The following is a 26,286-nucleotide window of genomic DNA, read 5'->3' as shown; positions in this document are numbered from 1 at the left end:
GAGGATGGGGCCCGGACCCATGCCAGGCAAACAGCAAATATTGTGGAACGATGGGGATCGCCTGTTTTGCCGGCTGAAGCGCCCGGACGGCACCCGCATGCTGCTGATGCGGCCGGCCAACGAACAGCCATTGCCGGCCACCGTCGACCGCCTGGCCCATGAATACGGCCTGCGCGATCAGCTCGATGCTGGCTGGGCGCTGCACCCCCAAGCCTTGGAGCGGATCAACGGCAAGCCGCGCCTGGTGCTGGGTGACCCCGGAGGCCAACCCTTGTCGGCGCTGCTGGTGGCGCCGCTGGGCGTCGAAACCTGCCTTGAACTGGCGATTGAAATCAGCGTTGCCTTGGGCCGCATGCACCTGGCCGGGCTGGTGCACCGGGACCTCAAACCCCACCATATTCTGGTCGGCTGCGACGATGGCAAGGTCCGCTTGACCGGTTTTGGCCTTGCTTCGCGCCTACCCCGCGAGCGGCATGCCCCCGAACCGCCGGAGACCATCGCTGGCACCCTGGCGTACATGGCGCCTGAGCAGACCGGGCGGATGAACCGCTCCATCGATTCACGCAGTGACCTCTATGCACTAGGGGTGAGCCTGTACCAGATGCTTACCGGCACGTTGCCCTTCCACGCCACCGATCCTATGGAGTGGGTGCACTGCCACATTGCGCGCAAACCGTTGCCACCTTGCGAGCGTGTCGCTACCGTGCCGCCGCTGCTTTCCCAGCTGGTGATGAAGCTCCTGGCCAAGACCGCCGAAGATCGTTACCAGAGTGCCGCCGGCCTCGAGCACGACCTGCGCCGGTGCCTTGCCGAATGGCGGCAAAGCCGCAGCATCATGGCCTTCAGCCTGGATGAGCAAGGCACCCCCGACCGCCTGTTGATCCCGGAAAAACTCTACGGCCGCGAACGCGAAGTGCAGGTTCTTGAAGACGCCTTCACCAGGATGGTGCGCAGCAGCGTGCCGGAGTTGGTGTTGGTCTGCGGATACTCGGGCATTGGCAAGTCTTCGGTGGTCAATGAGTTGCACAAGATGCTGGTTCCGCCGCGTGGTTTGTTCGCCAGTGGCAAGTTCGACCAGTACAAGCGTGATATCCCCTATGCCACGCTGGTGCAGGCGTTCCAGGGGCTGGTGCGCACGCTGCTCGGCAAAAGCACCGAGGTGCTGGCCGAATGGCGCTCGGCATTGCTGGCGGCCTGCCAGCCCAACGCGCGGCTGTTGACCGACCTGATCCCGGAGCTGCGCTTGATCATCGGCGAGCCCGCGCCAGTGCCGGAGCTGGATCCGCAACAGGCGCAACGGCGTTTTCTGCTGGTATTGCGGCGTTTCATCTCGGTGTTCGCCCGCGCCGAGCATCCGCTGGCGCTGTTTCTGGACGACCTGCAATGGCTGGATGCGGCGACCCTCGACCTGCTCGAAGACCTGCTCACGCACCCGGAGCTGCACTACCTGATGGTGGTGGGCGCCTACCGCGACAACGAGGTGGATGCCCACCACCCGTTGACCGCCAGGCTCCAGGCAATTCGCAAGGCCGGTGCCCCGGTGCACGAGGTGCGCCTTGCGCCCCTGGCCCGGCCGCATATCGAACAGTTGATCGCCGAGGCGCTGCACTGCCCGGCGCCCAGTGTCATGGGCCTGGCCCAGCTGGTGCAGGACAAGACGGCCGGCAACCCGTTTTTCGTCATCCAGTTTCTCCAGGCCTTGGCCGAGGAATCGCTGCTGGCCTATGACCCTGTAGCCCGGCGCTGGCGTTGGGATTCGCAGCGCATCCATGCCAAGGGCTACACCGACAATGTGGTTGACTTGATGGTTGGCAAGCTGGCGCGCCTGCCGTTGGCCACCCGGCAGGCGCTTCAGCACTTGGCCTGCCTGGGGAACGTGGCGCAAACGCAAACCCTTGCCCTGGTACTCGGCCTGCCGCCCGAGCGTGTGCAGGCGGTGTTGTGGGCTGCAATCCGGCTGGAACTGGTGGCGCACCAGGACGGTACCTGCGCCTTCGTGCATGACCGCATCCATGAAGCTGCCTACTCGCTGATCGCCGACCAGGACCGCGCTGCGATGCACCTGCGCATCGGCCGCCTGTTGGCCGAACAGGTGTCGGACCGCCACCGCGAGGAAGCCATTTTCGAGATTGTCGGGCAGCTCAACCGCGGCGTGGCGCTGATCGATGCCCATGCTGAACGCGAGCAATTGGCCGCCCTCAACCTGCTGGCCGGGCGCCGGGCCAAGGCCGCGTCGGCCTACGGTTCGGCGCTGGCCTATCTGAGGGTGGGCGAGCAATTGCTGGAGGGGCCTTGTGCAGCTCCTGCGCATGAGTTGAGCTTTGCCCTGGCGCTGAACCTGGCTGAGTGCGAGTTTCTCACCGGCCAGCTCGGGCACGCCGACGAGCGCCTGATCGGCCTGGCACAGCGCGCCAGAACTGCGGCTGAAGGCGTTGCCGTGGCCTGCCTGCACATGGACGTGTGCCTGATGCTCGACCGCAGCGACCGTGCGGTGGCGGTTTGCCTGGCCTGGTTGCGCCAGGTGGGCATTCATTGGCGCGCGCAACCGGACGATGACCAGGTGCGTGGCGAATATGAGCAGATCGCGCTGAAGGTGGGCTCGCGCAGCATCGAGCAGTTGATCGACCTTCCGCTGATGAACGACGCGTCCACCCTGGCCACCCTGGATATCTTGTGCAAGCTGTTCGCCCCGGCCTTGCAAACCAATGCCAACCTGGCCTGCCTGACCATTTGCAAGGCCGTGAGCCTGAGCCTTGAGCATGGCAACTGCGACGCCTCGTGCATGCTCTACGCCAATATCGGGCGGGTCTCCCGGCGCTATGGCGACTACCAGACCGGCTACCGGTTCGGGCGCCTGGCTTGCGAGCTGGTCGAGCGGCGCGGCCTGCAACGCTTCGAAGCCAATACGTTCCTGTGTTTCTCGATGTTCGTGGTGCGCTGGACGCGGCCGGTCAGCGAGTGCCGAGAGTTGCTGCGGCGGGCCTTCGTTGCGGCCAACCGGGTCGGTGACCTGCCGTATGCCGCCTACGTCGGCAATGGGCTGATCTCCGATCAACTGTTCAGCGGCGAACCGCTGGGCAGCATGCAAACCGAGGCGGAGCAGGGCCTGGCTTACGCAGAAAAGGTGCATTTCGGGCTGGTGATAGACTTCATGCACACGCAATTGGCGCTGATCCGCACGCTGCGCGGGCAAGCACCGGTGTTCGGGTGCCTGGACACCGAACACTTCAGCGAGGCGCGTTTCGAGCAACACCTGGACGCTATGCCCGGCCTGGCCTTGGCCGCGGGCAAGTACTGGGTGCGCAAGCTGCAGGCGCGTTACCTGGCCGGCGACCATGCGGCCGCCGAAGCCTGTGCTGCGCGGGCCAAGGCGCTGCTGTGGGTGATCGCCTCGTTCTTCGAAGAGGCGGAATACCACTTTTTCGCGGCGCTGACCCTGTCGGCCCGTCAGGGTGCTGATGAGGCAACCTTGCAAGCGTTGGCCGAGCACCATGGGATGCTGCAGGTCTGGACACAGCAGTGCGCGGAAACCTTCGCCAGCAGGCAGGTACTGCTTGCGGCAGAGATCGCCCGCCTGGAGGGGCGCCTGGTCGAGGCCGAGCACCTCTATGAACAGGCTATCCAGCTAGCGCGTGACAGCGGCTTCGTGCAGGTAGAGGCGCTGGCCAACGAACTGGCATCGCGCTTCTATGCCAGCCGCGGGCTCGCCAGGATTGCCCGGGCCTACCTTCGTGATGCGCGTTATGGCTACCTGCGCTGGGGGGCAGACGGCAAGGTTCGCCAGCTGGACAGCCGTCATCGTTATCTGCGCAGTGTCGACCCGGAGCCGGGCCCCACAACCACCATCGCCACCCCGGTCGAGCACCTGGACCTTGCGACTGTGCTCAAGGTGTCTCAAGCCGTGTCGGGCGAAGTTGACCTGCACCAGCTGATCACCCAGGTGCTGCGCACGGCAATCGAGCAGGCCGGCGCCGAACGTGGCGTGCTGGTGCGTGCCCGAGGGGAAGCGCCGCGTATCGTTGCGCAGGCAAGTGTGGCGCAGGGCGAGGTAGTGCTCTGCGACGAGCCGGTGAGCGGCACGCTGCTGGCTCAATCCGTGCTTTACCAGGTACTGCGCACTGGGGAAAGCCTCTGCCTGGACGACGCCATCGTTGATGCTGAGTTCATGGCTGACGATTACATCCGCCGTTGCCGGGCCCGATCCCTGCTGTGCCTGCCCCTGACCAACCAGGCGCGGTTGGTGGGGGCGCTGTACCTTGAGAACAACCTGAGTGCAGGTGTGTTCGACGCTGCGCGCATCGCGGTGCTGCGGCTGGTCGCGTCACAGGCCGCTATCTCGCTTGAAAACGCCAGGCTGTATCACGCGGTTGCCGAACGCGAAGCCAGGAATCGTCAGGTGCAGGCCGAACTGGCCCATGCCAATCGTGTCGCGACCATGGGCCAGCTGGCCGCCTCGATCGCCCATGAAGTCAACCAGCCGATCGCCGCCACGGTCACCAATGCCAACGCCGCCATCCGCTGGTTGGGTGCGCAACCCCCGCAGCTGGATGAAGTAGCCCTCGGGTTGGGGCGGATCATCAAGGATGCCAACCGCGCGGCGCAGGTGCTAGGCCGTATTCGCGAGCTGATCCGCAAGGCTCCACCGCAGAAGCAGGCGGTGGACATCAATGCCGTGGTGCTGGAGATGGTCGACTTCACCCGTGGCGAGGCCGTAAGAGGGAGGGCAGAGGTGCGCACCGAACTCGCCGAGTATTTGCCGAAGGTTCTGGCCGACCGGGTGGAGCTGCAGCAGGTGCTGCTGAATCTGATCCTCAACGCGCTGGAAGCCATGTCGGAGGTTGCACGCGCTCGCACGCTGCACATCAGCACGGCCATCGACCAGGACGGTGTGCGGGTGACCGTGGCAGACAGCGGGCCCGGATTCGAAGCGGAAAACGTAGAGCAGGTTTTTGAGCCTTTCTACACCACCAAGGCGACCGGCCTGGGCATGGGGTTGTCGATCTGCCGCTCGATCATCGACAGCCACGGTGGCCGTTTCTGGGCCAGCGCCAGGCAGGGCCCTGGCGCCGAAGTGCAGTTCACCTTGCCGGCGCATCCCGCGCCGGGCGCCTGAAGGCGTACTAGGCTCTGTGTGAATAGCCTTGATACTCGGTGATGCTGCGTTGAAAACAGCCTAGGAATGCGCCTTTCGCAGACGCCACCGCCCATGAACTGGAGAACAGATATGCCGGCTTGTCCCATACCGACTGACGAAACGGCGCGCCAGCGTACACTCGATGAAATGAATGTGTTGGATACACCGGCTGAGCATTACCTCGATACCCTGGTGCGACTCACTCAGGAAGTGGCGCATGTGGACACCGTGCTGATCAGCCTGATCGATCACGATCGGCAATGGTTCAAGGCCAGGATTGGGCTGGATGTAAGCGAGACCCCGCGCAATGTGTCCTTCTGCGGCTACGCCATTCTGGGGGACGACACCCTGCTGGTGGCAGATGCCGAGTACGATTCGCGATTCGCCGATAATCCGCTGGTCACTGGCGCACCCTATATCCGCTTCTATGCCGGGCACCCCTTGCGTGCTGGCAACGGCAAGGCGATCGGCACCTTATGCATGTTCGACCCTCGCCCACGCGTCCTGAGTGAGGCCCAACAGGCCAACTTCAGAGATCTGGCCACGCTCGCAGAGGGGTATCTACAACTGCGCAGTTTGATACAGGCCAACCAGGACTTGCGGCTTGAAATGGACCGTGAGCAGCGCAAGGCTTTGGTTGATCCGCTAACTCAATTATGGAACCGCGGCGCTTTGGCGGCCTTCAAGGAACGTGAACGCCGTTTGGCAACGGAAAAAGGCCTACGGCTGGGTGCTCTGTATGCTGACCTTGATCACTTCAAGGCTGTTAACGACAAGTATGGTCATGCTGACGGTGACAAGGTGCTCTGCGAGTGTGCGTGTCGCCTGCGAGCTGCGCTTCGCCCCGATGATTTGCTGGTACGCCAGGGCGGTGAAGAGTTCGTCGCATTGCTGCGTGTGAAGGACGATGACGAACTGGTGCGCATCGCGGAGCGCGTGCGCCTGCTCATCGGCAGCAGGCCGATGCAGCTTTCTGGCGGTCCACTGAGGGTGAGCCTGAGTGTGGGATGTACTCTAGTCGCCGAAAACGAGCAGATCGATGATGCATTGAAGCGCGCCGACAGCGCACTTTACGCGGCAAAAAAGGGAGGGAGAGATCAAGTTGCCTACGTGCCGCCGCATAAATGAGGTATGTTCCTGCCCCTGAAAATCGCTGGCCCGACCAATTTTCCTTTGTTCCAAGGTTGATGGCGGCTGGTCCTGATGGCGTTCATGGCTTGTTCTCCAGGTGCGGGAGGACAAGGGTCTGCTTTGGTATGGGCTCAGCGAGCTTGCTTCGTTCAGCTGAACGCCGGCTTATCGCATTGCATTCTTCGACCGATATCCCAATAATTCGTGGCTCATGATAATGATTGTCTTTTGATACAAGTTCTCAGGCGCTGCCTTTTACCATGTCGACCAAACCACTCGCACCTCTTGATCACCTCTATCACGAGCATCATTCCTGGCTGCGTCAGTGGTTGGGGCGGCGCTTGGGCTGCCATGCCGACGCAGCCGATCTTGCCCATGATGCCTTCCTCAGATTGTTGCTCAAGCCGGTGCAGCCCGTGTTCGACAATGCCCTTGCCGCCCGCGGTTACCTGCGCAAGGTTGCCAACGGGCTGTGCATCAACCTTTGGCAACGCCGCGAGATCGAACAAGCCTGGCTCGATACCCTGGCTGCCCAGCCAGAACGCTTTGCCGACTCCGCAGAGCATTGCGCGGCGGTGTTGCAGGCTTTGCAGGAAGTTGGGCAGATGCTGATCGGCCTGCCGAGCAAGGCGGCACAGGCCTTCGTGCTGGCTGTGGTGTGCCGGATGACTGACAAGGAAGTGGCTGCCGAACTGGGTGTGTCCGACCGCATGGTGCGCAAGTATGTGGCCAAGGCCATGCTCGCCTGCCTGAGCTTGCAGGCAGCGCAGGACATGACGATGTTGTGCAGCGAGCACGGCGGCTGAGATGCGCGCTCAACCATCATTCCAGGTACTGGAACAAGCTGCCGAGTGGTATGCCGAACTGCGCTGCGGCGGCGCCGACACGGCCCGCCAGCAGGCTTGGCAACGTTGGCTCGCCGCCGACCCGATGCACCGGCAGGCCTGGCAGGCCGTACAAGGCATCAGCCAGCGTTTCGAACCGCTGGAGCACCTGGCGCATCGCCGCGACACCGCCGAGCGCCTTATCGGTGCCCACCAGCGGGTGCGCCGGCGTGCGCTGCTGCGCGGCCTTGCCGCCTTGGCCGGTGTGGGGGTGCTGTGGTCTACCTGGCGCCTGACACCATTGCCGGCCTGGCGTGCGGAACTGGCCGCCGATTACCGCACCGGCACGGGCGAACTGAAACCGGTGCGCCTGAGCGATGGCACCCAGGTGTGGCTCAACACCCGCACGGCTTTCGATGTCGCCTTTTCAAGTACCTGCCGCCGTCTGCACCTCTTGGCCGGCGAGATCCTGGTGGACACCGCGCACGATGCCGAGCGCCCCTTTATCGTCAGTACCCACCAGGGCCATATGCGGGCGCTGGGTACGCGCTTCAGCGTGTGTACCGATAGCACACAGACGAAACTGTCGGTGTTCGCAGGCGCGGTGGAAGTGACCTTGGCGAACACCGGCACCAGCCGGGTGATCACCGCTGGCCACCAGCAAACGTTCGATAGCCACCAGCTAGCCCCTCCAGGCACCGCCGAACTGGCCCGGGAAGCCTGGACCGAAGGCAAGCTGGTGGCGGTAGACGTACCACTGGGCGAGGTGCTGGACGAACTGTCGCGCTACCACCACGGGTACATCTCGGTCAGCCCCGAGGTAGCCCTGCTCAAGGTGTTCGGCAACCTTCCGCTGCTCGACTTCGACGGTGCCCTGGCAATGCTCGGTGAGTCACTGCCCATTCGCGTCGAACGGCGCCTGCCGTGGTGGATCACGGTAGCGGCCAGTGGCAGCTGAAGAAATTTTCAACCTGTGGTTCCGCTTTTCATCGCCTCGCCGGGTTAAGGGATGACAACCCACCCATTACACCCAACGGGGACAAGGATCACATAATGTTTCGTCCAGCACGCGCGCCGTTTACAGCACGCCTGAGCTTTTCTGTCTGCCTGGCCGGCATTGCGGCCACCACCTGGCTGGCGACCGCACCGCTCACCGCCCAGGCCGCCAGCCGCCAGTACGCGATTCCTGCCGGGCCATTGAGCCAGGTGCTGTCGCGCTTCGCCGCAGAGTCCGGCGTCTACCTCGTGGGGTTGAGCGAACTGGCCACAGGCCGCTCCAGCCAGGGGTTGCAGGGTAGTTTCGATACCGAGAGTGGCTTTTTCATGTTGCTGTCGGGAACCGGTTTGGCCGCCGAAATGACCGGCCCAGCGCAGTACCGGCTGTACACCGTCGACAGCGCTGCCCTTGAACTCGGTGCCACTAACGTTAATGCCGCGCTGGGTACTACGGTCGAGCCAACCACCTCCTACACCACACGGGCCATTACCATAGGCAAGGGCGAGCACAGCATCAAGGAAACTCCACAGTCGGTCACGGTGATGACCCGCAAGCGCATGGATGACCAGAACCTCAACACCATCGAACAGGTGATGGAACAGACCCCCGGCATCACCGTCTCCGGGTCGCCAATGGGTGGCAAGTACTTCTACTCGCGCGGTTTCAAGATGGATGCGCCGTTCCAGTACGACGGCGTGCCGCTGGATGTCGGCGGCAGCTATGTGCAGGCCAACAGCTTCAGCAGCGACATGGCCTTCTACGAGCAGGTGGAACTGCTGCGTGGCGCCGCCGGCATGATGCAGGGCGCAGGCACCCCGGCGGGCGCGGTCAACTTCGTGCGCAAGCGCGGCCAGGCCACGCCCACGGCGACCGTGACGCTGTCCGGCGGCACCTGGGACAACTACCGTAGCCAGGTTGATGTCGGCGGCCCGCTCAATGCCGAGGGCACACTACGGGGGCGTGCGGTGGTTGCCGAACAGAAGCGCCGATATTTCTACGATTATGGCAAGCGTGAAGACCAGCTTGCCTATGGGGCGCTGGACTATGATTTCTCTGACGACACCACTGCTGGCATTGCCATCGCCTATGAAAAGCTCAACGCCACACCCTGTTTTGGTGGCCTGCCAAGCTACAGTGACGGCTCGGACATCAAGCTCAAGCGCTCTACCTGCCTGGGCGCCAGCTGGAACCACTGGGACAGCGAACGCACCTCCGTATTTGCCGACGTGAAGCATCACCTGAACGAAGACTGGGCCGTGCGCCTGGCAGGTGCCTACAGCCATAACCAGCAGGACATGAAATACGCCCAAGGCGTGGGGGTCGGTTACGTTACCCCCGGTGCCACATCATCATCGATCCAGTCGATTTCCGGCCTGTTCGACTACGACTCGGTGGACTACGGCTTCGACGGGTATCTGGATGGCAAGTTTCGCGCATTTGGCCTGGAGCATGAGTTGACCGTCGGCGCCAACACCAGCTATTCGCACAGCCATGACGTATGGGCGCTGGCGTTTTTGCAGCAACGCTCCGATGTATTCAACCCTACGCACTTCATCGAACCCAGCGACGACTACATCATCAACAACAGCTACCGTGGTGGCTGGCCGTACCCGTCGCGAACCACCGTCAAGCAGCAAGGGGCCTACGCCAACCTGCGACTGAAGCTGGCCGAACCCTTGACCGTGGTGCTGGGCGCGCGGGTCAGCGACTGGCGCTACACCAATGACAGCCATGCCTACGGCGTGGCCCCGATCGATGAGCGTCGGGAAACCGGGCAAGTCACGCCGTTTGCTGCAGTGCTGTACGACCTGACGCCCAACCTGACGGTTTATGCCAGCTACGCCGATGTTTTCCAGCCACAGTCCTATACCGATGCCAGTGGCAAGGTGCTAGAGCCGAAAACCGGCACCAACTATGAGCTGGGGATCAAGGGCGAGTGGTTCGACGGCGCACTCAATGGCTCGCTGAACCTGTTCCGTGCTTACCAGGAGCATGCTGCCGTGGCGGTCACCGACAAGAGCATCTGCGCCTCCTGCTCGGTAGACGCAGGCAAGGTCCGCGCCCAGGGTGTGGAAATGGAACTGACCGGTTCCCCCGTCGAGCGGCTGCAACTGACAGCGGGCTACACCTACACCGCGACAGAAACCTTGAGCAGCAACGTGCGCAACAGCAATGTGGCAGCGGTCGATGGCGATACCTACAACACCCTGGTGCCGCGACACGCGTTGCGAGCGTGGGGTGATTATGCACTGGCCGGTAATTTGAGCCGCTGGAGCATCGGCGGGGGCGTGAATGCACAGAGCGATATTTCCAGGTTGTCTGGCGCGGCCAAGACCGAACAACCGGGGTATGCCATCTGGAGCGCACGGGTGCAGTACCAGATCGACCCGCACTGGGCCGTAGCGCTCAACGGAAACAATCTTTTTGACAAGGTTTATTACGCCACCGTCGGTGATCGCAGTGGCGGCAACTATTATGGCGAGCCACGCAACTACATGGTGACATTGAAGGGTACTTTCTGACAGCGCCTGCCAACCGTTGCCCCCCAGCGTTGAAAGTTGAAGGTTGAAGGGATTATCCGTAATGGGTCGAATGCGGCCAGTGGCGTTTGACCGCTTTCGACCCATAGCGGACAGTCAGTTTTCCCGGGAGTTTGGCACCTGGGATTAACCCACGATTGGATCTTGCCTGTGCTTGTAGCGGATGTAGACTTTGCCTACCAATCAAGGATGCGAGTGCGCACAGACCATGACGCAAAAGGATTTCAACTACCAGCCGTTTCTGTCAGGACGCTCGTTAAGACTGGAGCCTCTCACCAAAGGTCATTTTGACGAGATGCTGGATGCAGCAAGCGACCCGAAAATCTGGGAAGGTCACCCGTCTACGGATCGCTTTAAGCGCGAGGTGTTCGAGCCCTATTTCGCAACGCTACTAGCCACTGGGAAGGCGCTTGCAGTGATAGATCTTCAACAGCAGAAAGTGATCGGTGGATCAAGTTATTACTCACCACCTGATCAATGCGACAGTATTGCCATTGGCTTTACCTTTTTGGTGAGAGAGCACTGGGGAGGAGGCAGCAATCGCGAACTCAAGCGCTTGATGGTTGAGCACGCTTTCACGCTGTACGACAGGGTGTTCTTCCATATCGCGCCGACGAATATACGCTCCCAGAAAGCCACGATGAAATTGGGTGCCGAGCACCTCTATGACGCGGAGCTGAACCTTTCAAACGCTCCAAAGCTCTGGAAGTGCTATGCGCTTACGCGCGCCCGATGGCAGCACTCTTGAGCATGGCGAGGGGTTGCGCTGAACCTCATGCTCAGGGGTAGCCTTCGACATCTACTGTCGCCGGTCACCACTGTCCGCTATCGACCCGTGGCAGCCGGTGAGCCGAACAGCAATCTTTGTGGGAGCGGGCGCGTCGAGGCGTCGAACCGCCGCGCAGAATCCAACGCGGAGCCTGGCACCGGCTGCGCCGGTGTTCGCGGGCACGCCCGCTCCCACAGAGTGCGCGTCGTGCTCACGAACTGGGGCCGCTTTGCGGCCCATCGCCGGCAAGCCCGGCTCCCACAGATACAGCGCAGGCCTGCACTCTGGTGATGATCCTGTAGGGGCAGGCACTGACAGCATTGCATGGGCGGTCTCTAGCTTGGTCGGGTCAATCGGCGCCAATGATATCCGCAGCGCAACTCTCAGTTCAGTGAGGTCCTGGATAGGTGAGCGCCTGGGCACGGGCTTACGATCTGGCCGACATTCATGCCCGCCGTTCCGCTTGGCATAGTCGTGTAAAACTTGACGCCCGACGCTACGATCATAGGCGCAACCTCACGTGTCACGTAGGGCTGGCCATTACTCAGCAGCATTTTGATCGCCTCTTCCCGATACCTGGCATTGTTCACCATCGGGGATCCAGGTACGTCGGTCAATGGCATGACCTGCACGGCCACTTGATCGGTGAAGACGTAGAAAATCTCACCGTTTCCCTCATGAATGCACCTCACATTTTCCGTTTTGATAACGTCCTTCTTGACGTATTTCCCCCATTGGTGGTCGACCAGAAGAAGACTATCCGGCGTGAGGACGCTGATACCTGGTGTGGCGTGGCAGCCCGCTGGCCCGCCGATGCGCATCCAGCAAAAACTCGTGAACGACGTGTCGGTAATCTCGGCCAGCTTGAGGTCTTCCTTGATGTGCTGCCTGGCCTCTGTCGTATTGTGCTGGATACTGCCGCAGGCGCTGAGAAGTGCGGCGACGAGAGCAATGGCGGTGCGCAAAAACATGGTCAGTCCTTTGATCGGGCATAAAAGTTGGTGGCATTTTCATGATCCTGACGACTACTGACAACTACCTGTAGTTCCCTCCCGACTCGTAGCTGACCACCACGTACGGCAGGCGAATGTTGCTGGTCGCTCAGTGAGTGCTGCTGTAAACGCCGTAACGCTGTAGTCATTTGGTAGTCATCCGCTTGCCAGGGCACTGTACTCATGTGCTCTATGAATCGATATACCGAAGGTCTGCTCAACTGCCAGTGCATGATCGCTTGGCATCAGCACTACCTGAGGCCTGGTAGTCGGCCCTGTCAGCCGCAATTGAGCATGAAGGCCGTTGGTGTCACCCAAAGTCGGTATGGCGTTGGCAAGGGATACGGCAAACGGTGGTTCAGAGGACTGATCGGGGTCATCCCACAGCTCATAGATACGTTCAAAATCTGGTTGCCTGAGTTCGACCCATACCCCAACGCTATAGGGCTCATCACGCTGCAATACAGGAAGAGGTAGCGTTGCCCGGATAAAGAATCGTTCGGCATTGAGAATGCACAAGTCGCTACTCTCTTGGACTTCAGCAGCCCTGATCTCAGTAGGGAGGGCTGCTACCAGGTCTGGGTGTAGGAAAACAAGCTCAATGTCATCGCTGGTGTGTTCCTTTCCGCATTCATTGCAGATCATCTTAAAAGCTCCTGTTGCATCTACCGGGCTTGGTGATGCCGACGCGGCGCCAGTATAAGGCTTCCCTGGAGGTGCGATATCAACGAAAGAGTCAGCCGGCAAGCATCGAAATCGTGGTCAATGCAGCGGGCGTGTCGAACCGCCGCGAACACCGGCGCAGGCGGTGCCAGGCTCCGCATTGGATTCTTCGCGGCGGTTCGACGCCTCGACGCGCCCGCTTCCACAAAGATTGCTGTGCGCCTCACCGGCTGCTATGGCTCAAAAACAGCTATTTGCGACTGACCGCTTTCCACCCATAACTACAGTTAAGGCCAAGCAGTTGATGCCACTGTCTACGCTGCTGGCTGATCGGCCAAGCATAGATGCAACTGCTCCCCAAGAACCTCAAACACCTGAACGATCCTGTTGATTTTGCGCAGGTCGTTGTGCATTGCGATCCACACGTCTACCTCAAAGCCAAAATCGTGTGGCAGCACATGTATGAGGTCGTGCGATTTTGCTATTTGCGTCGGGCAGAGTCCGAAGCCCATGCCCGCTTTCAGAGCCGCCAGTTGAGCGAGGTGATGATCAGAGGCGATGGCGAAATGCTGGTCCGCATCGCACAGGCCGGCGTCGACAAGCCGACGCAAATCCGCTGAGCGTCTGTCCGGCCCGATCAGGGGCCGCTGGCGCAGCGACAGCAGGGAGGCTGGATTACCGTAACGCTCCAGGCACCCTGCACTGGCATGGATGCCAATCCGCAAACTGCCGACACGCCGCACCGTGATATCAGCTTCATTGGGCCGCACCAGCCGCACCGCAATATCCGATTGCAGCCTGGCGATGTCTTCAAGCGCATCGCTTATGCTCAACTCAAGTTTGAGCCCGGCGTGTTCGTAATGGAAAGGGCGCAATAGGTCAGGCAATACCTCGACGCCAAGCAACTCGCCACAGGTCAGCCGGACTGTACCGTGATCCATCGACGCTTCAGAGCTGGCCATACGGTTGAAGGTTTGCGCGGCCAGATCCATGGCCTCCACATGTTCGATCAGGCGCTGCGCTCCTGCAGTAGGTGTCAGCCCCTGAGGTGTGCGGGCGAACAGACTCACACCGAGCGCGTGTTCAAGGTGGTCGAGGCGCCGGCGCGCAGTGGCCTGGGCGATACCCAGCAACTTCGCCGCGCCGCTTAGGCTGCCAGAGCGCAACACGGCGAGAAATACACGCTGGCTTTCCCATTCAATACCGCTCATACATTCTTGGCCAACAGTTGCTCCTAAATTGATCTTCTGCCCGAGCCCGTGAAAAGCGATCATTCGCCCACATTTTTCCGGGCGTCATTGTAAGGAACTAACGCATGAGAATCACCGGTCAGTGCCGATGTGGGCAAGTCACCATCGAGATCGTGGCGCAGCAATTGCCGCCGCTGTATGCCTGCCACTGTTTGAACTGCCAACGCTGGAGCGGCAGTGCTTTTGGCCTGCACATGCTGAGCCCGGCGTCGGCCGTTCAGGTGGTGGGCGAAACGGCGATCTTTGAGCATGAACACCAAGGTCAAACGTCCACCCAATATGCCTGCGGTACATGTCATACCCGGCTGTTCAACGAGACCACGGCTGCGCCCGGCATGCGAGTGGTACGGGCCGGCATCCTGGATGGCGCTGAGCGTTTCGAGCCAGTTGCGCATATCTGGACACGGCGCAAGCAGCCATGGCTGGCGCTGCCGGAGACTATCGCGCAATGGCAGGAGAGCCCGACGCCCGAAGCATTCGCCGCAGCACTAGGGTAAATGAGTTTGCCTAGAGCAGCTTGAACCCCCTCTCCGTTACCGTTTCACGCAAATCTTTACGCCCGCCCATGTACTCCATGCTCGTCATGGAATTGTGCAGGGCGGTTTTCCAGGTTTTGGCCGACATTTTCTGTTGGCTGCGGAAAACCTGGCAGGCTTGTTCATAGCCCTGTACGTAGTCTCGGTAGCCGTCCTGATTGTAGCGGTTGTAGTGCAGCACCACTGGCTGAGCTGGCCGAGGGCGGATGGCACTTGCACGGTTCGGGTCTGGATGTCCCAGAGCCATACCGAAGGTGACGAAAGCGTGCTCCGGGAGGTTGATGATGCTGGCCAGCTCCTTGGCTATATTTCGCATCACTCCCAGGTATACGATTCCCAAGCCTATCGACTCAGCGGCAAGAGAAGCATTTTGAGCTGCCAACGTCGCGTCCACCGATGCCATCAGAAACGAGTCCAGGTAATTCAGGACGAATGGATCGCCACCTTGGTCGCGGGTAATCGCAGCCGAGCGGGAGGTATCTGCTACCCAGAGCAGTAGTGCGGGAGCTTCCAGAATCCATGGAAGACTGGCAACTTTTACTTCACGCGCGACGGTGTCGTGAATCTCGTTCTTCAAGGCCATATCCGTCACGGCGACCAGGCTCCATTGGTTTAGAGCCGAAGAAGTGGATGCCGATTGTGCAGCAGCGACCATCGTCTCAATAGCCCCTTCAGGAAGCGCATCCGGCAGGAATGTCCGGACCGACTTGTGGCCAAGCATCGCCTCGACCACTGGGGTCATGATGACCTTCTCAGGCTTTACCTGGCTGCCATATCGCTGTTGAAGGAGGTGGGATTGTGCACTCGTAAGGTCGGTCATCTGCGGTCTCCTGGAAAAGTTGACCAAAGACTAACGTTGCGAGGGACAAAGATAAGCCATCAAAAAACGACTACACAATCCACAGCTGTGGACAATAGGTGATGCCTGGCTAAAATCGCTGGATGGATCATCTGAAAGCAATTCGCACCTTTCAACGGATAGTTGAGACCCGGTCGTTTACCAAAGCGGCTACTCACCTCGGTATGCCTCGCTCATCTGTCAGCAAGGCATTACAGGAACTCGAAGAGCACCTAGGTACAAAACTTCTTCAGAGAACGACTCGGACGATCGCGCTCACCACTGAGGGCAGTGAGTATTACCGCAAGGTAACGCAGTTCGTTGCGCGGCTTGACGAGGCCGAGGCTGAGCTAAGAGACATGGGCGCCGCCTCACGTGGCAGACTACGCATTGACCTTCACTCTTCACTGGCACAGTTGCTTTTGATACCGGTGCTCAAGGAGTTCAGAGCGCGGCATCCCCACATTCAGGTCGCACTGGGGGTCAGCGACCGCCCTGTCAATCTGATCGAGGAGGGCGTCGACTGCGTAATACGGGCTGGGCAGTTAGCGGATTCTTCGTTGGTTGCGAAGAGGCTTTTCACCGACAAACTGGTCACCTGTGCAAGCCCTGAATACTTGATGCAGCACGGCACGCCATCAACCCCGGCTGATCTGGAGCATCACCAGATCGTGGGCTATTTCAGCGCATCGAACGGTGAGGTCTGGCCGTTGCGATTTCGCAAGCGAGGCGCAGAGCACCTCATATCCCGATTCGACGTTGCCACGAATGACAGTGCCAGCCATATCAATATGATCATGAATGGAACGGGAATCGGACAGACGTTCGCATCTGTCGCAGCGCGGCTGTTTGAATCCGGCGTACTCGTACCCATCCTTGAAAAGCACACCTGCGCTACGATACCCATTTCAGTGATTTATCCGTCAAACAAGCAGTTGAATGCGCGTGTCCGTGTCTTCGTAGACTGGATTGTCGAGCGGCTAGCTGACGGCGCTTTCAACCTATAGCAGACACTGAAAAACTACTGGGTTCCTGAGCACGACGCGCACTCTGTGGGAGCGGGCTTGCCCGCGAACACGGGCGAAGCCCGTGCCATCCACCGCGGTGTCTTCTTCGCGGGCGCGCCCGCTCCCACAAAGATTGCTGTTCGGCTCACCGGCTGCTTTGGAGCCGGCAGCAGTCATCCGCCATTGGCGTCTCCCTCACCGGCTGCGCCGTACCACCTCCAGGATGCTCAGCCGCAACTCCTCCTTTGCCGCATGCTCAGTGATGTCGCCAGACACCGCAGCATCCGACAGTGCATCTGCGGCCCCCAACATCGCCCAAAGGCTGGCCTGGGTCATTCCACCGGGCCCGGCGAAGGGCGTGAATATTCCGGCGCATTTTTCGAGCAGCGCCTTTTGATACTGGCGTTTGACGAGATTCAATTGCGGCGAGCCGCCAAGGGCAGCCAGCACCCCGGGGATCTCACGCCCCTGGGTGCTTACGCAATCGACATAGGCGTCGGCGAAAACCCTCGCCTTGTCCGTCAACGAGGGCTCGGCAGCTGCGACAGCAGTATCGAAGCGTACGGTCTGGCGAACGTCGAAGTCTTCATAAAGTGCCGCCAATAAACCCTCTCTGGCACCGAAGTGATCGTAGACCACCGGTTTGGTGACACCTGCAGCCTCGGCCAGCCGACCGAGCGTCAGCGCATCGGTGCCCTCATCGTTTATCAGTGTCCAGGCGACTTCGAGCAACTGGCGAGCGCGCGCTTCCCTGCTGAGGCGCTGGCGCGATGGCGGGTGATGTGGCGACTTCATGCGCAGGTTTGTCGCTGCGTGGTGGCGGGTCGAGGCGCGAAGATGCTAGCGCCGATCCTGTGTGCCGTGTCCAGATGGGCCGCGGCAGAGTCCGCATCCGCGGGCAGCATCAGACAGGAGCTGTGCACCTCTGCACCGCAGTAGTCGAATATGCCGTGGTCGATCTGGGTCTTCATGGCGGGTGCATAGCCGTGGCGCATGTATGTACCCTCATTGGCGCCGCCGATGCCTACCAGGTGCACTCGCAAGTGGCGCAATTTCTTCACCACCTTGGCGTCGTTGGTTTCTTCATAGGCCCAGCCCTGCGCAAAAACGCGGTCGATCCAGCCCTTGAGCAGGGCCGGGAAGGACCACCAGTAGATCGGGTAGACGATGACCAGGGCCTGCGCACGATCAATTCGTTGTTGTTCTGACGCCACGTCAGCCGGCGCAGCAGCCTTCTTCAGAAACAACGCTTGATCCGCCATGGTGAAGCGCGGGTCGAAGCCCTCGGCAACCAGGTCAGCCAGCTCGGCGCTGTGCCCGGAGCCCGGAGCGGTGATGGCTTGTGCTATACGCTGGGCGACGGAGTGGGTCAATGAACCAGGGTCGGGGTGGGCGACGACGATCAAGCTGTGCATGGTTGGCTCTCCAGGTGGGGGGTGAGCAGCTCGCCTTTCAACAGAGTCGCTCTCTATATACCGAAAGTAACCTACCAAAAGTAACTTGTCCAGTTGCGGGCTGGCGATGCCTGAGGCCTGGCGCTTCAGGCATACCCGGAACTCAAACCCGACATGCGCGGCTGGCTCAAGGCCGATCCTTGAGCGTTTCAAACGCTTTCACCCGTTTGATCAAGCTTTTCTTGCTAGCCGAACTGGCACCGTTGAACAGGAACGAGAAGTCCGAAGCCAACGATGGGCTACCCGCAATTGTCGCGTACTGATGACACTGGTTACAGCCATCCCCCTGCACATAGGTCTCCATGGTGGTGTTGGCCACCGGCACATTGCCTTGGCTGATAAACGGCCCATACGACAGCGGTACTGTTGCGTTGAAGCCAGGTTCCGGGCTGGGCGGGTTGGGGGCGAGGGTCCACAGTACGTTTATCAGCTTGTAGTACTGGAACACCGATTGCCCCTGGCTGTGCTGCGCGAAGTTGGCTTGCACGGCGCTGTTAAGGGCTTGCAGGTCATTGGGCACGGGGTGTTCGCGGGTAGTCTGTACCGGCTGGTCGCGGGGGAAGAGGTCGGTGCAGTCCCTGTCAGGGTTGTGTTGCTTGCACTGGATACGGGCCACATTCGGTTTGCACTCGGGGCCGGTGCCGCAGTCGGGGTTGTTGAAGGCGAAGCCGTTCGGCGGGGTTTGTTGTGGCGGCACCTGGTCCGGTTCGGGCACGTTGTCCACCTGCTCGAAAGTGGTCCAGATGAAGTTGGGCGAAGCCTGGGTCTTGTTGATGATGTGCAGGCCCACCAGGCCCACCACTTCCTGGGTGCACTCCAGCGTGTCGGGGCGTTTAAGCCAGGCGACGGTGGTGAGGTAGCGCCCGAACAGTTCGGGTTTGCCGGTCAGTACCCGCCAGGCAGCCTTCAGCTCGATCGCGCCCAGTTGCTCCTGCGGTACCGGGTTCGGCGGCAGTGAGCGCATCGGTTCACCAATGGGCAGCGAGAGCCCCTCCGGTGTCGTGCCGTCCTGGTTCTGCGCTACCTTCAACTGGTTCGCGGCGTCATACAGCCCCTTGTCGACGATATAGTCGAACTCGGCTTTGCCCACTTTGCGCTCAAAGAACACCAGGTTGCCTGCCTGGTCCGTCAGCCAGCCGCCGGACGCTTCCATGACCGAGTCGGGCATGGCAGCGAGCGTCCCGGTGGACAGGTGAAAACCGTGCAAGGCGTTGATCGCGCCTTCCGAGGTGGCGTTCATGAATTTGCGTGCCCCCACCTTGACTGCCTTCAGGCTGCCCTGGGTGCTGCAACCGGACGGCACCAGGGTTTGCACGCCCCAGCCGGTGGGTGTGGGCGCGCCGGGCAAGAAAATGTCGTTGGCGTCCTTGTAGCTGGCCCAAACCGGCGCCACGCTCATGGGCTGGCCGGGCGCGGAGGGCACGCCGAACTGCGCCAGGGTGCTGTTCATGTCGGGTTCGCCCGCCAGGCTGGCGGTGGCCGGCCAACCGGGGTTGACAGGCCAGTTCAAGGCAATGAACAACTGCCAGCCAAAGCAGTTCATGAATGCCTGGCTGGTGGCATTGAAGTTGTTGACCGGCAGGAACCCACCGCTGGCCGGGTTGAACACCAGTTGCTGCTGCACACAGGCATCAGCGTCCGAAGTCATGGCCGCAGTGGCCGGTTGCAGGGCCGACAGGCACAGCAGCACGCCGCTCAGTAGCGACAGAACACTCAAGCGTAACCTGGCCATCATTGCGCTCCTTGCACGTGGTGAAGCCGCACCCGAAGGTGCGGCGTTGAAGGGGCGCAGCTCAGGCGCCGGGCACCAGCGCCAGGCCGGATTCCCAAGGGTGGTCGGCCGCGCTCACGTTCACGTCTTCGCCCGGGTTCAATGCACGCACGGTCACCAGGCCGGGTGCTGCGGTGGGGCTGACCGTGATGGTCAGAATGTAGGCCTGGGTTCCGCCAGAGTTGGTCTGGCCGGGAATGGCCGAGGCGTCGGGCAGGTACTCGGTAACCTGCGCCGTAACCCCAGGGTTGGAGAATTGCACCCTTGCATTCTGCGTGGTGGTGTCCGTGGAGGCACCTTGCACCACCAACACGAACTGGTTGCTGCTGCCGTGCGCAAGCCAGGCGGGCAGGTCGGTGGGGGACTGGCCGTAGAACAGGTCCAGCGGCAGCAGTTGCACCGGCCAGGGTTGCAGGCCGTTCACCCGGCTCTGTACGCACGGGAAGGACGCAGGCTCGGTGGTCAGCGGCTTGACGGTGACGCTCAGGCCCACCAGCAGTTGCTGGGCGATGACCCACACATAGTCAACGGGTTGGTTGTTGATGGTGATGTCGTTGATCGAGAAACCGGCGCTTTCCGGCACCTCGAACACTGCCTGCAGGATCTGGTCGGAGCCATTGGCGGCCGACTTGGCAGTGCCGCGCGTGATGCGCCAGTACTGGCTCACGTCCTGGCCTTGCGGGCCTTTCCAGCCGCTGAAGTCGGTAGGTTGTTGCAGGTACAGGCCAATGGGGTTGGTCAGTGACAACCGGTTGTTCACCGCCGTGGAGTTGGCCATGAAGCCGATGTGCGGGTCGGAGTTACGATAGTTCTGCCCATACTGCGCACAGCAGATCAGCGACTGGGCATTCTGGCTGCTGCCCACCGGGCGCAGGATGGTGGCCGCGGCGGCCAGGTACACTTCGGCGCTGAGGGTGTTGGGGCCGGAGGTCAGGTGCATCGCCCCACCGTACTGGCCGGGCACACAGGCGGTGCCGGCGTTCCATTTGTTGACCGTGTCATAGGCCGGCTTGCCAGTGGTGGGGTCCATGACCGGGTCGCCGGCCTTGCCAGTCGGGCAGTCGACGGTATAGCGCAGGTACAGGTCTTCGAGCTGCACGTTCGCATCGATGTAGTCGCGGTACAGGCCCAGTACCGCGTTCGGGTCGATCCGCCACATGGCCAGGAAATACGCGGGGTTTTCGCAGGTGAAGGTAATCTTACGCATGTTGCCGCTGGTATCGCGCACGATGGACCACTCACAGTACTCGTCAAGCCAGCCCCGTGGGCCGGAAGGCGAGAACGCCGTGTACTTGCCGTTCCAGTCGATGCTCGGGCAACGTTTGGCAGGCAGTTGCAGCAAGGTGCCTTTCTGTTCGGGGTCGTAAAGCGTGTACAGCGTGTTGTTGATGGTGATCTGGCCGTGGTCGGTCAACTCCATCACCTGGTCCAGGCTCATGGCCTTGTTGCCCAGTTGGGGAATGACCGCCGCACCGTTGTTGTAGAAGAACGTCCAGAGCCGGTTGGGGAAGGGCGCCCAGGTGATTGCAGGGGCGGTCATATCACCGAAACCTTCCACCAGCGGGTTGTAGTAACCCGAGCGGGGGGCGTCGTACAGGCCAGACCAGGGGTTGCCGATGATGGACGACTCGGTCCAGCCGGTAAGGTCGTTGTTCCAGTCGGTTTCAAACTGTGGCAACTGGTCTTCCAGGCCCAGCTTGTTGTAGTCCTTGGGGGCTTGGCCAGCGGGCGAGGTGAACTGCTTGAAGGGCGTGCTCATGTCGGTTCTCCAGGTGTGCGAGGGGTGGAGGTGGAGCAGCAGCCGGCGACCGGGGGCGGACCGGCGAGGGTCTGGCGTGGGTCGTCCCACACCAGTTGGGCGGTGAAACCGGGCAGGGCGGTATACGCGTCAGGCGTGAGCTGGCGGCCACTGTCGAGGTGGGTCACCACCAGCGACAACTGCACGTCATCGTCGGGTGCCAGGCCAAGTGCGCCAGCATTGCGGGCTGCATTCAGTGCGCGGGACACGCCGTGGGTGATGCAGCGGCCCTTGTCATCCACCAGCCCCATGCCGATACGGCTGAAGCGCCCCACGTAGTGGGGGTTGTCGGCGCTAACGTGCTGCGCAGTGGCGTCGGGCTGGTTGAGAAAGACGTCGATCAGGTAGGTGTCGTGGGTGCAGCGCACATGGTCGAACACCACCCAAGGCCCAGGCCCGGCGGCGTTTTGCACGACAGGCTCGGTTTTGGCGCTGTGCTTGCAGCAAGCAGGGCTGCTGGCCTTGGGGGCGCCAAACTGCGGGGCAACCGGCACGCCGTAGTCGTAGCCGATGTGCCGGCTGTCCTGGGCCATGTCGCCCAGGGTGGTGTAGCGCCAGGCGTCGGCGCTGGTGAAGGTGAGTTGCGTGGCGTCACGGCCGGCGAACGGCTGCAGCAGGCACTGTGTGGTGTATTGCGCCCCGGGGTGGGCCCTGATCCACACTTCGAGCACGCGGTCGATGTTGGCGTGGTAGGAGCAGAACACCGGGTCGAACGCGGTGTAGGCGTTGTCGGCCATGTCGCCGCCGATCCAGCCGTGATAGTTGTCGTGAGGTTGCTCGTACAGGCCATCGAAGTTGAGGGCGCGGTTGGGGTACAGGTTGTCTTGCTGGGGTGGGTCGAACACCGGGATGTTGGCCCACGGATAACCGGGCACGCCCTGTGGCTGGCTGAAGGTGGTGAACTTCAAAGCATCGACCACCTGCTGCTGGAAAATCTGGCTCATGCCGTAAAGGCGCGTGCGTTCAAAGCGCGATTCGTCGCCACGGGTGTAGAACAGCGGGTCACGCTGCACGTACCGGCAGTCCACCCCGTTTCCCGCGCCACTGGCGCACACTTTGGAGCAACCGTCTTTGGCGGCCGCGTAGCGCAAGGGGTTGGGGCGGGTTTCGCCTGAGTGCGGGTGCACATAGGTTTCATCCAGAAACGCCTGGGGCAGGCCGGCCTGCGGGCTGCCGTCAACGCTGGCGTTTTCGGCCATCCAGTCCCAGTAGGGAATGGCGCAGTCGATCAGTTCTTCCAGGTACAACAGGTAGGCCCGGTGCCAGAGGGCAAACGCCTCCTGATAATGCAGGCACCAGTTGGTGTGGATGTAGGCATAGCGTTGCCAGGGCGAACCGCTGTCGGGGTCGCCCACCTGCATCACGTCATCCAGGCGGGCGCGGTAAAGGTTCAGCTCCTCAAGGCTCAGGGCACGGATGTCTTGCCTTACCCGCTTGACCCGTTGGGGCAGGTCCGGTGGCGGGATACGCTCGGCCGGGTCAAAGGGCGAACCGGCATCGAGACGCCAGCCCTGGTTGACCCACAACCTGAAGGTTTCCAGCGCATCGATCGGCCAGAACTGCTGCTGGTCAAGGGTCAGCGGCATGTTGCGCGAGGCCAGGTGCTGGTAGATGGTTTCTGACCAGGTCCTGACCGAATCCGGGTCGTCCAGGTACACGAAATAGGCGTTCATGCACCCGGCCCACGAGGCTGCCACAGCCGCCCGCTGCGTGGCGGGAATCCAGTAGGGGGCAGTGAAAAGGCCGTGGATGTCCGCGGTCCATGTCGGTTTGGCAACAATCATAAGGTCCCTCTCATGCGCCCCGAAGGCCATCTCTGGCCGGGCTGCTAAGCTCAGATGATGGTAAAGATCCGGCGCGCAGGAATCGTGCAAATTGGCCCGCCCTTGCGGCGAATTCATTGCAGTTTTTCAAGGAAGACACGCGGAAAATGACAGACGCCATGGATCTTAAAATTCTGGGAAAGCTGCAAAAGGATTGCAGCCAGAATCTGGAGTTGCTCAGCGACAGCGTCGGGCTGTCTTCCACAAGTTGCTACCGGCGGATCAGGCGGCTGGAGAGCGCAGGCATCATCAAGGCCAAGGTCGCGATACTGGACGAGCGCAAGCTGGGCATTCAGGTGACCGCTTTTTTTCTGGTCAAGCTGGACCGCGACAGCTACGACATCGACCGCAAGATGCAGCACATCCTGGCCGGCCACCCGGAGATCCAGGACTGCTACCTGATGACTGGCGAGTTCGATTTCGTGATGGTTGCCAAGTTTCGTGATGCCACCGAGTACACGGACTACATCTACCGGTTTCTCGATACGTACCGGGACATACCTATTCGCACTTACTCCTCCACGCTGGTGGTGCGTACGGTGAAGAAGTCTTATGAACTGCCGCTGGAGGGGGGATTGCAGCGGGTTGCCGATGCGTGAGAGGGCGTATTCCTGCCATTGCGAAGGTGCTGTTCTTGCACCTTTTTCGAGGCTGATGCGAACCCGTTCCCTCACAGGTCGCATCAGGGCTGACAGGTGTTGGCCACAAGATATGCAGCGCCTGTGAGACCGAGCGCCGCCCGCGCGGCGCATCGCGAGCAAGCTCGCTCCTACATTTGTTTCGGGCCAATCATTCCTGCGGGATATGCGCGCGAACGCTTTGGCGCATGACTCGATATCGCGTGGTACGAACAAGGCGGTCGCGCGCGCATGGCACAGGCGTTACTGGCCCGAAACAGATGTAGGAGCGAGCTTGCTCGCGATGCGCCGCGCGGGCGGCGCTCGGTCTCACAGGCGCTGAAGATGCAGTGGCGGGCACCGGGCTCAACGGCAATTGCCGCCACGCACAATCAAACGCTGCGTGTTAACCCACCATCGACCTTGATGTTTTGCCCTGTGATGTAGGCCGCGCCTTCGCTGGCGAGGAACGCAATGGTCGCAGCAATCTCTTCGCTGGTGCCATAGCGCTTCAGTGGCACCATGTCGCGGCGTTGTTCGGTGGCCGGCAAGCTGTCGATCCAGCCTGGCAAAACATTGTTGATACGCACGTTATCCCCGGCGAAATTGTCGGCGAAGATCTTGGTGAACGCGGCGAGGCCAGAACGGAATACAGCAGAAGTGGGGAACAGTTCGCTAGGTTCAAACGCCCAGGCAGTAGAGATGTTGATGATCACGCCGCTCTTCTGCCGCTGCATGTAAGGGGTTACCAGGCGAGTCGGGCGAATGACATTGAGCAGGTAAGTGTCCATGCCCTTGTGCCAGTCTTCGTCGCTGATTTCCAGGATTGGCGCGCGCGGGCCATGGCCGGCGCTATTGACCAGCACGTCAATGCGGCCCCACTTTTCCACCACAGCGTCGACCAGGCGTTGCAGGTCTTCAACCGACTGGTTGCTGCCGGTTACACCTATCCCGCCAAGTTCGGCAGCCAACGCTTCACCCTTGCCCGAAGAGGAAAGGATACCCACCTTGAAACCATCGGCGGCCAGGCGGCGCGCTGCCGCGGCTCCCATGCCGCTGCCACCTGCCGTGATAATCGCAACTTTTTCTACTGACATATTGCCTCCAGGTCTCTCAATACGGATTGCTCGGGTGCATTCACCTTAGCAGTAGTCCCAGTGGCGAGGGAGGCAGCTGAGCTTCACTTTAACAGTAGATTAACTATCGATAGCTTGTTGCTTGAGCCAGTGCAGGACAACGCTCAGTGACTGCGCCTGCTTCATCTTGCGCGGCCAAACCAGGTAAAACGACTTGTCGAGCCTGAGCTGGTGGGTGAACACCTGCATCAGCCGGCCTGCGGCGATGTCTTCGCCGACAAATGCGAGGCTGGCCAACGCAATGCCCTGACTGTTGATTGCCGCATCAATGGCCAGCGAGGTCTGATTGAAGCGCACGTTTCTGGCAGTCGGTTGCGCATGCTGCGGAAAGACATCTGCAAGAAACCCAGGCCAGAAGTTATGGGCATCGTGAAGCATGACGAAGTCCTGAAGCCGCTCGAAGTTGACGGGAATGTCGCGGCCTTCAAACAACCTCGGGCTGGCCACGGCAACGATGCGTTGCTCCATCAACAGTTCACTGTTCAGGCCCGCGCCGATATCGGGCTTGCCATAACGCACAGCGAGATCCACGCCATCGGTACTGAAGTGAGACAGCCGATCGGTTGCCAGCACGCGCAAATCGATGTCGGGGTGGCTCTGCGCAAAGTTGCCGAGCCTGGGAATCAGCCATTTCGAGGCAAAGGTAGGGGTAACGCTGACCGTCAGGTGAGTTGCCTGTGGCCTGAGCAGGCGCGTTGCCTCGTCGATCATCGCGAGTGCACTGCGAATGCTTGCGCTGTAACCCTGGCCGGCATCGGTCAACGCCAAACCACGGGGTAGTCGTTCAAACAGACGCAGGTCCAGGCTGGCTTCCAGCCCGCGTATCTGCTGGGCAACTGCCGCCTGGGTCACGCCCAGTTCCTGTGCAGCCACACGGAAGTTCAAGTGGCGAGCCACCACTTCAAACACACGCAGCGCGTTGAGCGAGGGCAAATCAGGAAAACCGTCGGGCATGGCAATGGAAGTTCTATCGGATGGCGAGGGAGACCGCAAAGGGTGAGGTTGC

General features: G+C 61.1%; 20 protein-coding genes. 9 read left to right on the top strand and 11 right to left on the bottom strand.

All coding sequences use genetic code 11. The annotated features are described in order from the left end of the window. Window positions 1-19 precede the first annotated feature (19 nt). From ACFY9W_RS21725 to ACFY9W_RS21700, 6 genes are all read left to right on the top strand, one after another. Window positions 20-5,113 (top strand): AAA family ATPase, encoded by a 5,094-nt coding sequence (locus ACFY9W_RS21725; RefSeq protein WP_391134470.1) that lies wholly within the window; start codon window positions 20-22, stop codon window positions 5,111-5,113. 111 nt (window positions 5,114-5,224) lie between these two features. Next, window positions 5,225-6,262, top strand: a complete 1,038-nt coding sequence (locus ACFY9W_RS21720; RefSeq protein ID WP_391134467.1) for a diguanylate cyclase — start codon at window positions 5,225-5,227, stop codon at window positions 6,260-6,262. Window positions 6,263-6,525: 263 nt separating this feature from the next. Then, complete coding sequence (locus ACFY9W_RS21715; RefSeq protein WP_391134464.1) at window positions 6,526-7,071, top strand: sigma-70 family RNA polymerase sigma factor; 546 nt, start codon at window positions 6,526-6,528, stop codon at window positions 7,069-7,071. Window position 7,072: 1 nt separating this feature from the next. Continuing rightward, complete coding sequence (locus ACFY9W_RS21710; protein ID WP_391134461.1) at window positions 7,073-8,047, top strand: FecR domain-containing protein; 975 nt, start codon at window positions 7,073-7,075, stop codon at window positions 8,045-8,047. 95 nt (window positions 8,048-8,142) lie between these two features. After that, complete coding sequence (locus ACFY9W_RS21705; protein ID WP_391134458.1) at window positions 8,143-10,608, top strand: TonB-dependent siderophore receptor; 2,466 nt, start codon at window positions 8,143-8,145, stop codon at window positions 10,606-10,608. A gap of 226 nt (window positions 10,609-10,834) precedes the next feature. Continuing rightward, entirely contained in the window at window positions 10,835-11,374 is a 540-nt protein-coding gene (locus ACFY9W_RS21700; protein ID WP_391134455.1) for a GNAT family N-acetyltransferase, read from the top strand. A gap of 404 nt (window positions 11,375-11,778) precedes the next feature. Here ACFY9W_RS21700 and ACFY9W_RS21695 read toward each other — a convergent pair whose 3' ends face one another. The 3 genes from ACFY9W_RS21695 to ACFY9W_RS21685 all read right to left on the bottom strand — a co-directional run bounded on the left by ACFY9W_RS21695 (window position 11,779) and on the right by ACFY9W_RS21685 (window position 14,324). Next, window positions 11,779-12,366, bottom strand: a complete 588-nt coding sequence (locus ACFY9W_RS21695; RefSeq protein ID WP_391134452.1) for a hypothetical protein — start codon at window positions 12,364-12,366, stop codon at window positions 11,779-11,781. Window positions 12,367-12,543: 177 nt separating this feature from the next. Beyond that, entirely contained in the window at window positions 12,544-13,032 is a 489-nt protein-coding gene (locus tag ACFY9W_RS21690; protein WP_391134449.1) for a DUF2199 domain-containing protein, read from the bottom strand. A gap of 332 nt (window positions 13,033-13,364) precedes the next feature. Then, window positions 13,365-14,324, bottom strand: coding sequence for a LysR substrate-binding domain-containing protein (locus ACFY9W_RS21685; RefSeq protein ID WP_391134446.1), 960 nt, complete (start codon window positions 14,322-14,324; stop codon window positions 13,365-13,367). 41 nt (window positions 14,325-14,365) lie between these two features. Between ACFY9W_RS21685 and ACFY9W_RS21680 the strand changes: the two genes are divergently transcribed. Next, window positions 14,366-14,797 (top strand): GFA family protein, encoded by a 432-nt coding sequence (locus ACFY9W_RS21680; protein WP_391134443.1) that lies wholly within the window; start codon window positions 14,366-14,368, stop codon window positions 14,795-14,797. A 10-nt stretch (window positions 14,798-14,807) separates the two neighbouring features. Here ACFY9W_RS21680 and ACFY9W_RS21675 read toward each other — a convergent pair whose 3' ends face one another. Then, window positions 14,808-15,656, bottom strand: coding sequence for a nitroreductase family protein (locus ACFY9W_RS21675; RefSeq protein WP_391134440.1), 849 nt, complete (start codon window positions 15,654-15,656; stop codon window positions 14,808-14,810). A 122-nt stretch (window positions 15,657-15,778) separates the two neighbouring features. Here ACFY9W_RS21675 and ACFY9W_RS21670 point away from each other — a divergent pair, with 122 nt between their 5' ends. Beyond that, window positions 15,779-16,681 carry a LysR substrate-binding domain-containing protein gene (locus ACFY9W_RS21670; RefSeq protein WP_391134437.1) on the top strand — a complete coding sequence of 301 codons (903 nt, stop codon included), beginning with the start codon at window positions 15,779-15,781 and terminating at the stop codon, window positions 16,679-16,681. A gap of 195 nt (window positions 16,682-16,876) precedes the next feature. On the opposite strand, the gene ACFY9W_RS21665 is transcribed toward ACFY9W_RS21670, so the two are convergent. From ACFY9W_RS21665 to ACFY9W_RS21645, 5 genes are all read right to left on the bottom strand, one after another. After that, entirely contained in the window at window positions 16,877-17,476 is a 600-nt protein-coding gene (locus ACFY9W_RS21665) for a TetR family transcriptional regulator (protein WP_391134434.1), read from the bottom strand. Continuing rightward, window positions 17,473-18,096, bottom strand: a complete 624-nt coding sequence (locus tag ACFY9W_RS21660; RefSeq protein WP_391134431.1) for an NAD(P)H-dependent oxidoreductase — start codon at window positions 18,094-18,096, stop codon at window positions 17,473-17,475. The genes ACFY9W_RS21665 and ACFY9W_RS21660 overlap by 4 nt, the downstream gene beginning before the upstream one ends. Before the next feature lie 166 nt (window positions 18,097-18,262). After that, window positions 18,263-19,867 carry a hypothetical protein gene (locus ACFY9W_RS21655; protein WP_391134428.1) on the bottom strand — a complete coding sequence of 535 codons (1,605 nt, stop codon included), beginning with the start codon at window positions 19,865-19,867 and terminating at the stop codon, window positions 18,263-18,265. A 61-nt stretch (window positions 19,868-19,928) separates the two neighbouring features. After that, the gene (locus ACFY9W_RS21650; protein WP_391134426.1) at window positions 19,929-21,665 is read right to left on the bottom strand and encodes a hypothetical protein; all 1,737 of its coding nucleotides are present in this window, start codon (window positions 21,663-21,665) and stop codon (window positions 19,929-19,931) included. Beyond that, the gene (locus ACFY9W_RS21645) at window positions 21,662-23,488 is read right to left on the bottom strand and encodes a tyrosinase family protein (protein ID WP_391134423.1); all 1,827 of its coding nucleotides are present in this window, start codon (window positions 23,486-23,488) and stop codon (window positions 21,662-21,664) included. Before ACFY9W_RS21645 ends, ACFY9W_RS21650 begins: the two co-directional genes overlap by 4 nt. A 158-nt stretch (window positions 23,489-23,646) precedes the next feature. Here ACFY9W_RS21645 and ACFY9W_RS21640 point away from each other — a divergent pair, with 158 nt between their 5' ends. Further along, entirely contained in the window at window positions 23,647-24,126 is a 480-nt protein-coding gene (locus tag ACFY9W_RS21640; protein WP_391134420.1) for a winged helix-turn-helix transcriptional regulator, read from the top strand. Between the two features lie 410 nt (window positions 24,127-24,536). Here the strand turns inward: ACFY9W_RS21640 and ACFY9W_RS21635 are convergent, their stop codons facing one another. Both ACFY9W_RS21635 and ACFY9W_RS21630 read right to left on the bottom strand, forming a co-directional pair. Further along, window positions 24,537-25,241, bottom strand: coding sequence for an SDR family oxidoreductase (locus ACFY9W_RS21635; RefSeq protein ID WP_391134417.1), 705 nt, complete (start codon window positions 25,239-25,241; stop codon window positions 24,537-24,539). A gap of 99 nt (window positions 25,242-25,340) precedes the next feature. Further along, entirely contained in the window at window positions 25,341-26,234 is an 894-nt protein-coding gene (locus tag ACFY9W_RS21630; RefSeq protein ID WP_391134414.1) for a LysR substrate-binding domain-containing protein, read from the bottom strand. Between the last annotated feature and the right edge of the window lie 52 nt (window positions 26,235-26,286).

It is taken from the genome of Pseudomonas sp. NPDC008258 (genome assembly GCF_042956345.1).
In the GTDB taxonomy this organism is placed as follows: Bacteria; Pseudomonadota; Gammaproteobacteria; order Pseudomonadales; family Pseudomonadaceae; genus Aquipseudomonas.
This window is presented reverse-complemented; position numbering and strand designations above follow the sequence as displayed.